This window comes from Neptuniibacter sp. QD34_54 (genome assembly GCF_047778055.1).
In the GTDB taxonomy this organism is placed as follows: domain Bacteria; phylum Pseudomonadota; class Gammaproteobacteria; order Pseudomonadales; family Balneatricaceae; genus Neptuniibacter.
Genome location: NZ_CP180546.1, coordinates 832,264 through 845,925, shown reverse-complemented (window position 1 = coordinate 845,925; position 13,662 = coordinate 832,264). Strand labels below are relative to the sequence as shown.

Sequence of the window (13,662 nt, the reverse complement as noted above, 5' to 3'; positions counted from 1 at the left end):
ATTATTGGGCCGTTTTTAATATTCTAACGACCAACTCATCAAAGCTAATCCCTTGCTCTCGCGCAGCCATAGGCACAAGACTATGATCAGTCATACCCGGAGCCGTATTAACTTCTAATAGTTGGAAGTTTCCATCTTGATCTTGCATCACATCTACACGCCCCCAGCCTTTACAGCCAACCGCAGCAAATGCTTGTTCAGCTAGACGTTTCAGGGATGTTAATTTGCCCTCTGACAAACCATGATCGAACTTGTACTGCGTATCGTTCGCTAGATATTTTGCATCAAAGTCATAAAACTCGTGCTGCGTGACTAGCTGAATAGGAGGCAATGCAGAACCATCAAGCACCGCAACGGTATACTCGTCGCCACCCATCCAACTTTCTGCGATCACACTACGATCAAAACCAGCGGCTGTTTCCAATGCTGTTTCTAGTTCACTAGCACTGGCAACTTTACTCATTCCAATACTGGAACCTTCGTGCGCAGGCTTAACAATCATCGGTAAACCCAGACGCTCAACGATGTCATCAACCTCAAACTCACCGTTGAATGTCGCAAAGGTTGGAGTCGGTAAGCCAGCGCCTATCCACACCTGTTTGGTTCTTAACTTATCCATACCGATTGCAGAAGCTGCCACGCCACTTCCGGTGTATGGTTTGCCTAGCATTTCCAACGCACCTTGCAAGGTACCGTCTTCACCACCAGGGCCATGTAAAATCAAAAAGGCACGATCAAAGTGATTTTCTTGTAGCTGTTGTAACGGTTGTTGATCGCCATTAGGACCATAGAGATCGATACCAAATGCATCGACACCTGCTCGTTGTAGTCCAGCTAGAACCTCAGCACCACTCTTGAGAGAAACATCACGCTCAGATGAATTACCACCAAAAATAACCGCAACTCGTCCGAAGTCGGATTTCATTTGAGCATCAATTTGATAACTCATTTTTCCTCCTTATCGGCTACAAGGTTGGCCTGTTTTAGCTGATGAGCAAGCGCTGTAATATCACCCGCACCTTGAGTCAGTAATAGATCACCTGGTTCCAAAATATCTTTCAGCACATCTGCAACGGTGTCTTTATCGCTAACAAATACCGGATCTATACGACCACGCTGACGAATGCTTCGACATAAGCTGCGGCTATCAGCGCCAGCGATTGGCTCTTCACCCGCGGCGTAGACTTCTAGAAGTAACAACACATCTGCTTCAGAAAGTACTTCCACAAAGTCTTCATACAAATCACGAGTTCGGCTATAACGATGAGGCTGATTAATCATTACCAAACGTTTATCTGGCCAGCCTTCACGAATAGCTTTAACAACGGCATTAACTTCTCTTGGGTGGTGACCGTAATCATCAACCAACATAACGCTACCACCATTGACAGGCACGTCCCCCAGAACTTGGAAACGACGACCAACGCCTTCAAACTTAGTTAATGCTGTGCAGATTGCTTCATCACTAATGCCCTCATCGGTAGCCACAGCAATCGTCGCTAAGGCATTCAACATATTGTGATGGCCCGGCATATTCAGTGAGATTTCTAGATCGGCAAAGTCCCCTGGGCGCTTAACGGTAAAACGGGTGTACATACCTTCTTGTCTGATATTCTCAGCACGGTAGTCAGCATCTTCCTCTACACCGTAAGTCAGCACTGGACGACTAACTTCCGGAAGGATTTCCCTTACAACAGGATCATCGATACACATAACCGCAAGACCGTAGAACGGAAGGTTATGTAGAAACTCCACAAATGTTTTCTTCAACTTAGAGAAGTCATTCTCATAAGTTTCCATATGGTCCGCATCGATGTTTGTAACAATCGCAACCATAGGCTGTAAGTGAAGGAATGAAGCATCACTTTCATCAGCCTCTGCCACAAGATAACGGCTCGTACCCATTTTGGCGTTGGTGCCAGCACTGTTCAGTCGACCGCCAATCACAAATGTTGGATCAAGCTCGCCTTCAGCAAAGATGGAAGCTAACAGACTTGTCGTCGTTGTTTTGCCGTGCGTGCCAGCTACAGCAATACCGTGACGGTAGCGCATCAATTCAGCCAACATTTCAGCACGACGAACAATCGGAATACGCTGTTCACGCGCAGCTTTCACTTCTGGGTTTTCTTCGTTAACCGCAGTGGAGACAACAACCACATCCACACCTGAAACATTGGTATCGGCATGTCCAATAAAGATGTTCATCCCCAAGCCTTCTAGGCGTTGAGTTGTCGCGGACACTTTAATATCTGAACCTGAGATCTGATATCCCTGATTCAGCAATACTTCCGCAATACCACACATACCCACACCACCAATACCGATAAAATGAATTCGGCTAATACGGCGCATTTCTGGTATTTCATAACGAGTGAAAGCATTTTGTTGTTTCATTACTTCATTGCCTCAAGGCAAACATTTGCTACCACATCACTTGCTTCAGGTTTACCTAGTGATAGCGCTTTATTCGCCATTTCCATCAACGTGTCTCGTTGATTTAATTGTTCTGTTAATAATGCTGTCAGCGTTTCTTTATTAAGATCCGCCTGCTGAATTAATATCGCAGCATCTCTCTCAGCAAGATAATTTGCATTTTTAGTTTGGTGATCATCAACCGCATAAGGGAAAGGCACTAATACAGATGCCACACCTGCATTACTCAATTCGCTTACAGTTAAAGCACCTGCACGACATAAAACTACATCTGCCCAACTATAGGCTTCCGCCATATCATCAATAAAGGGCACAACTTTACACTCAGTTACGCCCAGCGCTTCATAACGCTGCTGAGTTTCTTCAATATTTCGTTTTCCTGCCTGATGCCAAACCTCTGGGCGTTGTTCCATAGGTAAATCAGCAAGCACTTCAGGCAGAAGATCATTAATCGCTTTCGCGCCTAAACTTCCACCTACAACCAAAAGACGCAAAGGTCCTTCACGATCAGAAAAACGCTCTTTAGGTTCAGGTAAATTCAAAATACTTCCGCGTACCGGATTACCCACAGTTTGAGTCGTTAGGCCACTTTTAAATGCACCTTGGAATGCTTCCAGAACGTTTTTAGCTAACTTAGACAACGCCTTATTGGTCATTCCAGCAACAGCATTCTGTTCATGAATAATCAACGGTATCCTTAACAACCACGCAGCAAGACCACCTGGGCCAGATGCAAAACCGCCCATACCTAATACAACATCAGGCTTAACAGAACGAACAACCGATAGCGCCTGCCATAAAGCGATCAACAGTTTAAATGGAGCCAAAAGAAGGCTTAACTTGCCTTTACCTCTTAAACCTCTTACTTCAATAGAGTGCAGTTTTAATCCTGCTGCAGGTACCAAATCAGCTTCTATTCCGTGTCGAGAGCCCAACCATTCAACATGAATACCTTGTTCCTGTAGTTTCTCTGCAGTGGCCAATGCAGGGAATACATGGCCGCCAGTGCCACCAGCCATAATCAAAGCTACTTTTTTATCAGAAGCGCTCATGCAGCAGCCTCCTGATTTTTTGATTTACGTTCTTTAGCTTCAGCATCTGGCTGTTTTTTCCCAGCTAATTTCAATTCGTAGTCAACTCTTAAAATAACGGCCAACATGGCACAACTCACTAACAAACTACTTCCACCGTAACTCACCAAAGGAAGCGTTAAACCTTTTGTAGGCAAAGCGCCAACATTCACTCCAATATTGATCAACGCTTGCCCTGCAAAGATAATTGCAAAGCCGTAACAGACATAAGCAGAAAAAAAGGATTTTACCTTTTCAGCTCGCCGACCAATACGGAAAATATTCACGATTAATACGGCATAAACCAAGATCAAAGCGATCGCGCCGATAAAACCTAACTCTTCTGCCAATACTGAAAACACAAAGTCAGTATGAGCTTCTGGCAGATAAAATAGCTTTTGAACGCTATTACCTAACCCTGTTCCAAACCATTCACCACGACCAAAAGCGATCTGAGCCTGCGATAACTGGTACCCAGTTCCAAAAGGATCGGACCATGGATCTAAGAAGCTCTGGAGTCGAGCTACTCGGTAAGGCTGCAAACCCACAACAGCGACCAACAGACCAACTACACCAGAGATCACCATCAAGAATTGGGAAAAGCGCATCCCCCCCAAAAAGATCATGCCCATAACTGTCCCCATCAGGACAACTAAGGCACCAAAGTCCGGCTCGAAGTAAAGCAGCACACAAAAAATACCCAGAGGTAGAGTCGGCTTCGCAATCCCTTTCCAGCTGCTACGCACTTCATCCAAGCGTCTCACCAAGTAGCCAGCCATGTACATCACCATACAGAACTTAGCGACTTCAGATGCCTGGAGATTTAAAGGACCTAAAGGTAACCAACGATGACTACCATTTACCCCTTTACCTACGCCAGGGATCAGTACCAAAATCAATAAGACACCGGCAGCCAACATCCACCAGTGCCCGGTCTTCTCCCAAAAGCGCATTGGGATATTCCAAACAACCACAGCACCAATCATCGCCAACATGATAAATATGAACTGACGAATAACGTAAAAATACGCTGTACCGTTATTTTTTAGCGCCACATCTAAAGATGCAGAGCTAATCATTACAAAACCCGTTAGAACCAAAGCAACTGAACAGGCCAGTACCCAAGGGTCAAATGGCAACACTCTTTGTGACGCACAAACAGGCGGAGGCGAAGGAATTAACCCCTCAAACCTCTGCTTAATGTTTGTCATCGCCAAAGAGATCATTAAAGGGCCTCCACCGCATCAATAAAAGCATCACCACGAGCGGGAAAACCAGAGAACATATCAAAGCTCGCACAGGCAGGTGAAAGCAGAACAATATCTCCTTCCTTCGCTTGAGCTTGCGCCTTTGCAACAGCAGCTTGCATATCGTTCGCTGATTCTTTGATTACGCCTTCACAACTGTCAGCTAAACGTGGTCCATCTTCACCGATATAGATCAATGCTCTTGCGAACTGCTGCATAGGTTCAGCTAATTCAGAGAATTCAGCACCTTTACCAACACCGCCAGCAATTAACACAATACGTTGATCTGCAGATAGGGTTTTTCCTAAACCGTTCAGCGCAGCAACAGTCGCACCAACGTTAGTGCCCTTGGAATCGTTGTAGTATTCAATACCGGCTTTTTCAGCTACCCACTGGCAACGATGCTTCAAGCCCGCAAAGTCCTTTAAAGCCGTTAGCATCGCATCCATTGGCAAGCCAACAGACTGGCCTAAAGCTAACGCAGAAAGCGCATTAGCCATGTTATGGCTACCACGTATTTTTAACTCAGATACAGGTATTAATTTGTCCAGACCAACGGCAAGCCAGGTTTCACCCTTCTCTTCAATCAAACCAAAGACTTTCAGATCAGGTTTACCTAAGTGGTAAGCAAGCTGATCAACACCACTCGGCATTAATGGCATTGTCAGTGCATCATCACGGTTAACAACGACCTTTTTAGCTCCGCGGAAAATCCGGTGTTTAGCCTGATAATAACCCTGCATAGAATCATAACGATCTAAATGATCAGGACTAATATTGAGTACAGTTGCAACTGCTGCTCGAAGATCATTGGTTGTTTCTAACTGGAAGCTTGATAGTTCGATAACATACAGATCTTTTTCAGGCTCGTTTAACATCTCGAGTACAGGCGTACCAATATTCCCGCACACTCCAACATTTAAACCGGCAGCAGCAGCCATCTCACCCACTAAGGTAGTGACCGTACTTTTAGCATTTGAACCGGTAATCGCAACAATAGGTGCACTGATCTCATTACAGAAAAGATCAATATCACCACTTAACTTCGCGCCCGCTTTTACTGCCGTTTGAATAGCAGGATCACTTTGTGCAACACCAGGGCTCAAAATCAATTCTGATGCACTACTCAGTAGTTCAGCATCAAAAGGCCCGCAAATCAGTTTAACGTCAGGAAGCTCTGTTGATAGCTCATCCATGCCTGGAGGATTCTCTCGGCTATCAACAACGACAAAACGCTCATCTTTAGACGCCAAATAGCGCGCACATGCCAGCCCGGTTTGACCTAAACCGATGACTACTTTTAATTTATCGCTGGCGATTAAACTCATGCTCAAACTTTACCTTAACGAATTTTCAGAGATGCCAAGCCAATCAGCACCAAAACTACTGTGATGATCCAGAAACGAACAATTACACGAGGCTCTGGCCAACCTTTCAATTCAAAATGGTGATGCAAAGGCGCCATACGGAAGATACGGCGACCTGTTAATTTAAACGATGCCACCTGCAAAATTACTGACACGGTTTCAGCCACAAACACACCGCCCATAATGAACAGTACAAATTCCTGACGGACGATAACGGCAATAACACCAAGCGCAGCACCCAAAGACAAGGCACCGACATCACCCATAAACACTTGAGCTGGATAAGTGTTAAACCACAAGAAACCAAGACCAGCACCAACCATGGCACCACAGAATATAATCAGCTCACCAGAACCCGGTACGTAAGGGATCAACAGATATTCAGCAAACTTGATGTTACCGGACAGATATGCAAATACACCTAATGCTCCAGCTACCATTACGGTTGGCAAAATAGCTAGACCATCTAAGCCATCAGTAAGGTTTACCGCATTGGAGCTACCGACAATTACAAAGTAGGTAAAGACAATAAAGAAGATACCGAGATCAATCGACACATCTTTTAGGAATGGAATCAGAAGTTCTGTTTCAACAGGTGTGGAAGCCATGCAATAGAGTAATACTGCCGCACCCATACCACCTACTGACTGCCACAGATACTTCCACTTAGCAGGTAATCCTCTCGGATTTTTCTCAACCACTTTACGATAATCATCGACCCAACCCACTGCACCAAAAATTAGCGTCACGCCCAACGTAATCCACACATAAGGGTTAGTCAGATCACTCCATAAAAGGGTACTAATCGCAATTGCAACTAGGATCAAAGCACCACCCATTGTTGGTGTACCTGCTTTGCTCAAATGCGTCTGAGGACCATCATCTCGTACCGCTTGACCAATCTGATTACTACGTAGTTTGTTGATCATATGAGGGCCGACCCACAAAGCTATCAACAATGCTGTTAATACACCCAAAATCCCACGTAGGGTTAGGTACTGAAATACAGCAAAGCCGCTGTAATATTCCGATAAAAATTCTGCCAGCAGTGGTAGCATTGCCTTCTATTCCCCTTCAGTCAGGTTCTTCACGACCTGATCCATCGCTGCACTTCTCGAGCCTTTAATCAGAATATTGGTATTCTGATCAGCCAGCTCTTTCAATGCAGTTGTTAATTCTTCACGTGTTTCAAAATGCATTCCCTGCCCATCTGCTGCAGCGTTATACGCTGAAACAGAGTGCCGGGACAGCACGCCAGTTGCATAGAAACAACTAACCCCCTTCTGCGCTGCCCGACAACCTACCTGTGCATGCTGATCAGCGGCATCTGCCCCTAACTCAGCCATATCTCCTAAAACCAATACTGATTTACCAGGCAAACTAACCAGCAGATCCACTGCCGCATTTACCGAACCAGGATTGGCGTTATAACTATCATCAATCACTTGAGCCCCAGAGGCTGTCGTCAAGCAACGCATACGTCCAGATACTGCAGTGAAGGATTCTAAACCACTGCAAATTTCCGCTAACGGCATTCCTTTAGCGCTTACAGCAGCTGCCGCAGCTAGGGCATTCGCAACGTTATGCTGCCCCATCACCTGCAGCTGAACCGTTTGAGATTCAGAGCCTCTGTGCAAAACAAAAGAAAAACAGCCATTGCTAGATGGTTTCAAATCCGACGCATAGACGGCAGCTTTCTCGGAGCTAAAAGAGAAGTTTCTCTGAGGCTTTCCTTGGTTTTGATTTAACCAATACTCTGTATGCGGATCATCTAGGTTGATAACAGCTGTGCCTTGAGTTTCATCTAACTGCGAAAAGATCTCAGATTTGGCTTCGACTACACCTTGCAAAGAGCCAAACCCTTCCAGATGAGCACCCATCGCGTTATTCAAAATCGCAACATCAGGTAGAGAGATCGCAGTCGTATAAGCAATCTCACCACCAGCACTGGCACCCTGCTCAATCACAGCAATTTGATGCTGATCACTTAATTCAAAAAGCGTTAGCGGTACACCGATGTCGTTATTCAGATTACCTTTGGTAGCCAATACCTGATTATTCTGAGACAGAATCGCAAATAGCATCTCTTTAACTGTCGTTTTACCGCTACTACCTGTCACTGCGTAAACAGTGCCATCAAAGCGCTGGCGATTCGCTTGCGCAATGTTCCCCAAAGCAATACGCGTATCTTCAACTTGCCACAATGGCGCTTGTACTTCGGGCATAGATCGAGAAACAACCGCAGCGACCGCGCCTTTTTCAAGCGCCTGCTCTATAAACTGATGACCATCAAAATTAGGGCCTACCAATGCTACAAATAGATCGCCCTGCTTAATCGTACGCGTGTCTGTACTGACACCTGTAAATTCAGCATCAGCCGTTATCAGCCCGCCAAAAGCTTGCTGTAACTGCTGCAAAAACCACTGACCAATCATACCGCCACCCCTAAAACTGACTTACTCACATCAACATCACTAAACGGGTAACGTGTACCAGCAATCTCTTGATAATTTTCGTGACCTTTACCTGCGATCAACACGACATCTTCTGGCGAAGCAGCATTGATCGCCATTCTGATCGCTTCTGCACGATCCGCTTCAACATCCGCCTGATGATCATGAATACCACTTTCGATCATCTCAATAATGCTATCTGGCTGTTCTGTTCTTGGGTTATCGCTAGTCACGACCAACCGATCAGCAAATCGGTCTGCAATATTGCCCATAAGCTCTCGTTTACCTGTATCTCGGTCTCCACCACAACCAAATACACACCACAAACGCCCTGACGTATGAGCTCTAACAGCTTGAATGGCTTTCTCTAGAGCATCTGGCGTATGTGCATAATCAATAATTACCAACGGTTTATCTGCAGTGACCAATGCCTGCATTCGCCCCGGCACTGCATCTAACTTGGAAAGCCCGTGCATGACCTGCTCTCGGCTAAATCCCTGTTCGGATAGCAAAGCTGCTACGAGAAGCAGATTGTCCAGATTAAATTCGCCGATAATTTTACTAGCGAAAGCAAAGTTGCCTTGCGCCGTTTTCAGCTCCGCTTCGATACCGTGTAAAGCTAAACGGTATGCTGCGATCAGATAATCGCCTTGTGCACGCCCAACCGCTACTTTTTTACCTTTAACATCGTCATCAGCTAACAGCGTTTGACCAAAAGCATCATCACTGTTGATGACAGAAGCTTTTAGATCAAAGCGTTTAAACAATCTTGTTTTAGCCGCACCGTAAGAAGCCATAGAACCGTGGTAATCCAGATGGTCACGGCTTAAGTTGGTGAATGCGGCATAATCAAATTCCACCCCTGCAACTCGGCCCTGCTGTAAAGCATGGCTAGAGACTTCCATCACAACGCTTTCAGCGCCTGCTGCACGTAATTCAGCGAACAAACGCTGCAAGCCTACAGCATCTGGCGTTGTATGAGTTGCCTGCTCTAGCTGGCCTGGAAAACCATTTCCAATAGTGCCAACAATCGCGGTTTTCGTGCCTATCGCATTCATCGCCTGTGCAACAAAATGCGCACAAGAGGTCTTACCGTTAGTACCCGTAATGCCAATCACATTCAGATGGCGGCTTGGGTGGCCATAAAAATTTGCGGCTACTGGACCAATCTGACTGACTAAATCAGGCACAGCAATCACTGGGATACCAAGCGAAGGGCAATCATCCACTTCGCGACTATCCAACAAAACCGCTACTGCGCCACTTTTTTCAGCCGCTTCAACGAAATCAACACCACGATGCTGAATACCAGATCGAGCAATAAACAGAGTACCGGGCGTAACCGTACGGCTATCTTGCGAAATAGCAGATACGACAAAGCCGGCGTAAGTTTCATCAACCCACTCCGGCGCAATCTCTTTCAATGTTCTACTGATTTCCAACATAGTCACCTCATTCAACGCTGAGCAACCTGCTTATTTACTTCCGGCCAATTATCCGGTGGGATATTCATCAAACGTAAAGCCCCACCTACCGCTCTCGAAAAAACCGGAGCTGCTACCTCACCACCGTAATATTCCTGGCCTTTAGGGTTATCAATCATCACTACTGTTACTAAGCGCGGATCACTTACCGGCGCCAAACCTGCAAATGTAGATATATACTGATCGTCGATATATCCACCGCGGCCAACTTTATGCACAGTGCCTGTTTTTCCAGCTACTCGATATCCCTGCACAGCAGCTCTACGACCCGTGCCTTTAACGCTAATCACAGTTTCCATCATTTCACGGACATCAACCGCCACATCCGCAGGCATAACTCGAACAGGTTTGCCTGCTTCGTTTTGGCGAATCAGACTAACAGGGCTCACGACACCATCATTAGCCAACGCCAAATATGACTGAGCTAGCTGTAATGGCGTAACCGATAAGCCATAGCCATAAGAAAGCGTCGCACGCTCAACTTGCTGTCTCGAATTCAGATAAGGCAGATAACCTGTACTTTCACCCGGAAAGCCGATTCCTGTTGCCTGCCCTAAGCCTAAATTGTGATACAGATTACGTACCGAACCTTCAGGTAAGCTTAACGACAGCTTGGTTACACCCACATTGCTGGATTTCGTAATAATGGTGGAGATATCTATCTCACCGTAATTACGATGATCTCGAATCGTTTTACCTTTAACCCGCATATAACCAGGTGCAGTATTTACAATCGTTTCCGGCTCGTATTCACCGCTCATTAACGCCGCAGCGACCGTCATAGGTTTAACTGTCGAGCCCGGCTCAAATGTATCGGTTAACGCTCTGTTTCTTAAAGCCGTCGAAATTCTCTGTTTTGGATCATTCGGGTTATAGGATGGCTGATTAACCATCGCCAACACTTCGCCCGTGGATGCATCTAGCATCACAATCGACCCGCCATCAGCTTTATGCGCTTCTACTGACGCTTTTAATTCTCTATACGCTAGATATTGCAGCCTTAAATCAATGCTTAGCTGAATATCGTTACCATGCAAAGCAGGCTTAACTTCCCGAATATGTTTGATCGTTCTACCCAAACGATCCTTCATAACCAGCTGCTTACCAGCGTCAGCCTTTAACCAATCCTCATAAGCCAGTTCCAGACCTTCTTGGCCTTTACCATCCAAATTGGTAAAACCAACCAGATGCGTTGTTACCTCAGCTGCAGGGTAGTAACGCTTATATTCACGATCAACATGCACACCCGGTATACGCAAAGCTCTAATTTTTTCAGCTAGCTCAGGTGTCACTTGACGCTGTAAATACAAGAATCTACGACTGCGATTTTCAGATAACTTAGCCAGTAGTTTCTTTTTGTTCGTTTTCAGCAGCACCGCTAGTTTTGACAAACCATCGTGCTGCATATCTGTCATTTTCGGATCAGCCCAAATAGTCGCGACCGGTGCACTCACCGCTAAGGGTTCACCATGCCTATCCGTGATAATCCCACGATGGGCAGGTACCTGAACCGTTCTCAATGAGCGAGCATCACCTTGGGTTTGCAGAAACGACTGCTCTTCAACGTAAAGCGAAAGCATGCGAGCCGTAATCCCACCTGCAACGAGCAATAGAAGAACCAGCACCAACCAAAGGCGCCATCCTCTACCAACTGCTGCTTCAGCGTTATCGCTCATGCTTCACGATCTCTATTTGCTCAACGTCTGGCACTTTCATGCCCAACACGCTCGTTGCTTGTTGCTCAACTCGGTTATTGGCAGCCCATGCACTTTGCTCAAGCAATAGCTGTCCCCACTCAACTTGAAGCTCATCCCTTTGCTGTATCAATTCCTGATGCTGGTTAAATAGCTGTCGATATTCAAAGGCGCTCATTACTACGCCCAAGCACGACACCAAAAGCACCACAACCAACACAAACACCAATAAAAATGGGCTCAGCAACTCTTCAGCACTATAAAAATTGTCTCGACCAGATGAATTCCCCTTCTCATCCTCCTGATCACCAACCCAATTTTTCAAGAACTTTCCAAGCATCAAGCGACCTTTTCAGCCACTCGCATCACTGCACTTCGAGCCCGTACGTTCTCTTCGGTTTCTGAGGCACTCGCTTTCACAGCCTTACCTACATTCTTCAACCGAATTTTCAACATATCGTTTGTAACCGGAATACCACGTGGAATATGCTCATCGCCTTTAACATGCTGACGAATAAAGCGCTTCACAATCCGATCTTCTAGTGAGTGGAAGCTAATAACTACAAGACGCCCACCCACTTTCAACATTTCTAAAGCCTGATCCAAACAGCTTTCCAGATCTTCCAATTCACGATTAATGTGGATACGAATACCTTGGAAAGCACGTGTTGCAGGGTTCTTACCTTTTTCCCAAGCAGGATTGGCTTCAGCAATAATCTTTGAAAGCTGCGCTGTCGTGGTAATCGGTTCTTCTTCACGCTTAGCCACAATCTCTTTCGCCATACGACGGGAGAATCGCTCCTCGCCATAGGTATAAATCACATCAGCAATCTCTTTCTCTTCTGCGCGAGCTATCCAATCAGCCGCACTTTCACCAGAAGAGGTGTCCATTCGCATATCCAGCGGACCATCATTTAGAAAGCTAAACCCTCGGGAAGCATCATCTAACTGTGGTGAAGACACACCCAGATCTAGCAAAATGCCATCAACCTGCCCTTGCAAACCACGCTCTGTTACAAATTCTTGCAATTGTGCAAAACTGCCGTGCGCTATAGAGAAACGATCTTCATCTGCAAAACGTTCGTGTGCATGCGCAATGGCAGTTGGATCCTTATCGATTCCCATCAACTGACCATCTTCTGCCAATTGATCCAATACCAATGCAGAATGACCGCCACGACCAAAGGTCCCGTCGACATAGAAACCAGATGCGTCCTGCACTAAAGCTTCTACAGCTTCATTTAACAGCACTGTGATATGTTTAAATTCCTGGCTCATTCGTCGTTACTCGATCCGCTATAGCGATAAATTTTGTAATTCTTCAGGCATTGCCATGCCACCTTCTACCTCTTGAAGATACTCTTCGCGGGTAGCCAACCATCTGGACTCACTCCAGATTTCAAACTTCTGCCCTTGCCCCAACAACACAATCTTTTTATCGAGCTCCGCATACTCTCGAAGTGGAGCGGGTAAAAGCAATCGTCCATTTCCATCCATATCAAGATCAGTTGCATGACCAATCAGTAGACGCTGAATTCGACGCGCTGCGGGATTAAAGCTAGGCAGGCTTTCAATTTTTTCCTGAATAACTTCCCATTCTTCCAGTGGATAAAGCAGTAAACAGCGCTCTTCAGTATCAATCGTAGCCACGAGCTGACCATCGCAACACGTCGCGATTTTCTCGCGATAACGTGCCGGAATCGCCATGCGCCCCTTGGCATCCAGATTGATTTGATTAACGCCTCTAAACATTTTCGGCTCTCAAAACCCACTTAAATTACAGAAAAACCCACTTTTACCCACTTTATCCCACTAGAGCACACTATAGAAAGTAACCCCAACTAAAGCAAGGCTGAAAGCGCCGTAAATGACGGTTATCAGAGATCAAACATTAGAGAAATGCATACAGAGAGA

Annotated in this window: 12 protein-coding genes; all 12 read right to left on the bottom strand. The window is 45.9% G+C overall.

The genetic code is table 11. From position 1 onward, the window contains the following. Position 1 precedes the first annotated feature (1 nt). From ACMXYP_RS03620 to mraZ, 12 genes are read right to left on the bottom strand one after another with little or no spacing between them, the layout of a single operon-like run. On the bottom strand, positions 2–949 hold the full coding sequence (locus tag ACMXYP_RS03620) for a D-alanine--D-alanine ligase (protein WP_415883646.1): 948 nt from the start codon (positions 947–949) through the stop codon (positions 2–4). After that, on the bottom strand, positions 946–2,394 hold the full coding sequence (murC, locus tag ACMXYP_RS03615; protein ID WP_415883645.1) for a UDP-N-acetylmuramate--L-alanine ligase: 1,449 nt from the start codon (positions 2,392–2,394) through the stop codon (positions 946–948). Before murC ends, ACMXYP_RS03620 begins: the two co-directional genes overlap by 4 nt. Further along, positions 2,394–3,485, bottom strand: coding sequence for an undecaprenyldiphospho-muramoylpentapeptide beta-N-acetylglucosaminyltransferase (murG, locus tag ACMXYP_RS03610; protein WP_415883644.1), 1,092 nt, complete (start codon positions 3,483–3,485; stop codon positions 2,394–2,396). Before murG ends, murC begins: the two co-directional genes overlap by 1 nt. After that, positions 3,482–4,729 carry a putative lipid II flippase FtsW gene (gene ftsW, locus ACMXYP_RS03605; RefSeq protein ID WP_415883643.1) on the bottom strand — a complete coding sequence of 416 codons (1,248 nt, stop codon included), beginning with the start codon at positions 4,727–4,729 and terminating at the stop codon, positions 3,482–3,484. Before ftsW ends, murG begins: the two co-directional genes overlap by 4 nt. Continuing rightward, on the bottom strand, positions 4,729–6,078 hold the full coding sequence (gene murD / locus ACMXYP_RS03600) for a UDP-N-acetylmuramoyl-L-alanine--D-glutamate ligase (RefSeq protein ID WP_415883642.1): 1,350 nt from the start codon (positions 6,076–6,078) through the stop codon (positions 4,729–4,731). Before murD ends, ftsW begins: the two co-directional genes overlap by 1 nt. A 14-nt stretch (positions 6,079–6,092) precedes the next feature. After that, complete coding sequence (gene mraY / locus ACMXYP_RS03595) at positions 6,093–7,175, bottom strand: phospho-N-acetylmuramoyl-pentapeptide-transferase (RefSeq protein WP_415883641.1); 1,083 nt, start codon at positions 7,173–7,175, stop codon at positions 6,093–6,095. 6 nt (positions 7,176–7,181) lie between these two features. Beyond that, positions 7,182–8,552: a UDP-N-acetylmuramoyl-tripeptide--D-alanyl-D-alanine ligase gene (locus ACMXYP_RS03590; protein WP_415883640.1), complete on the bottom strand. Its 1,371-nt coding sequence runs from the start codon at positions 8,550–8,552 to the stop codon at positions 7,182–7,184. Next, entirely contained in the window at positions 8,549–10,015 is a 1,467-nt protein-coding gene (locus tag ACMXYP_RS03585; RefSeq protein ID WP_415883639.1) for a UDP-N-acetylmuramoyl-L-alanyl-D-glutamate--2,6-diaminopimelate ligase, read from the bottom strand. Before ACMXYP_RS03585 ends, ACMXYP_RS03590 begins: the two co-directional genes overlap by 4 nt. 11 nt (positions 10,016–10,026) lie before the next feature. Continuing rightward, positions 10,027–11,730 (bottom strand): peptidoglycan D,D-transpeptidase FtsI family protein, encoded by a 1,704-nt coding sequence (locus tag ACMXYP_RS03580; RefSeq protein WP_415883638.1) that lies wholly within the window; start codon positions 11,728–11,730, stop codon positions 10,027–10,029. Next, entirely contained in the window at positions 11,720–12,073 is a 354-nt protein-coding gene (ftsL, locus tag ACMXYP_RS03575; protein ID WP_415883637.1) for a cell division protein FtsL, read from the bottom strand. Before ftsL ends, ACMXYP_RS03580 begins: the two co-directional genes overlap by 11 nt. A 14-nt stretch (positions 12,074–12,087) precedes the next feature. After that, positions 12,088–13,026: a 16S rRNA (cytosine(1402)-N(4))-methyltransferase RsmH gene (rsmH, locus tag ACMXYP_RS03570; RefSeq protein WP_415883636.1), complete on the bottom strand. Its 939-nt coding sequence runs from the start codon at positions 13,024–13,026 to the stop codon at positions 12,088–12,090. 18 nt (positions 13,027–13,044) lie between these two features. Beyond that, on the bottom strand, positions 13,045–13,500 hold the full coding sequence (gene mraZ, locus ACMXYP_RS03565; RefSeq protein WP_415883635.1) for a division/cell wall cluster transcriptional repressor MraZ: 456 nt from the start codon (positions 13,498–13,500) through the stop codon (positions 13,045–13,047). Between the last annotated feature and the right edge of the window lie 162 nt (positions 13,501–13,662).

What these genes read in the sequence shown, in the direction of transcription:
- ACMXYP_RS03620 (WP_415883646.1), bottom strand. Translation starts at nt 949, where the DNA reads ATGAGTTATCAAATTGATGCTCAAATGAAATCCGACTTCGGACGAGTT.
- murC (WP_415883645.1), bottom strand. Translation starts at nt 2,394, where the DNA reads ATGAAACAACAAAATGCTTTCACTCGTTATGAAATACCAGAAATGCGC.
- murG (WP_415883644.1), bottom strand. Translation starts at nt 3,485, where the DNA reads ATGAGCGCTTCTGATAAAAAAGTAGCTTTGATTATGGCTGGTGGCACT.
- ftsW (WP_415883643.1), bottom strand. Translation starts at nt 4,729, where the DNA reads ATGATCTCTTTGGCGATGACAAACATTAAGCAGAGGTTTGAGGGGTTA.
- murD (WP_415883642.1), bottom strand. Translation starts at nt 6,078, where the DNA reads ATGAGTTTAATCGCCAGCGATAAATTAAAAGTAGTCATCGGTTTAGGT.
- mraY (WP_415883641.1), bottom strand. Translation starts at nt 7,175, where the DNA reads ATGCTACCACTGCTGGCAGAATTTTTATCGGAATATTACAGCGGCTTT.
- ACMXYP_RS03590 (WP_415883640.1), bottom strand. Translation starts at nt 8,552, where the DNA reads ATGATTGGTCAGTGGTTTTTGCAGCAGTTACAGCAAGCTTTTGGCGGG.
- ACMXYP_RS03585 (WP_415883639.1), bottom strand. Translation starts at nt 10,015, where the DNA reads ATGTTGGAAATCAGTAGAACATTGAAAGAGATTGCGCCGGAGTGGGTT.
- ACMXYP_RS03580 (WP_415883638.1), bottom strand. Translation starts at nt 11,730, where the DNA reads ATGAGCGATAACGCTGAAGCAGCAGTTGGTAGAGGATGGCGCCTTTGG.
- rsmH (WP_415883636.1), bottom strand. Translation starts at nt 13,026, where the DNA reads ATGAGCCAGGAATTTAAACATATCACAGTGCTGTTAAATGAAGCTGTA.
- mraZ (WP_415883635.1), bottom strand. Translation starts at nt 13,500, where the DNA reads ATGTTTAGAGGCGTTAATCAAATCAATCTGGATGCCAAGGGGCGCATG.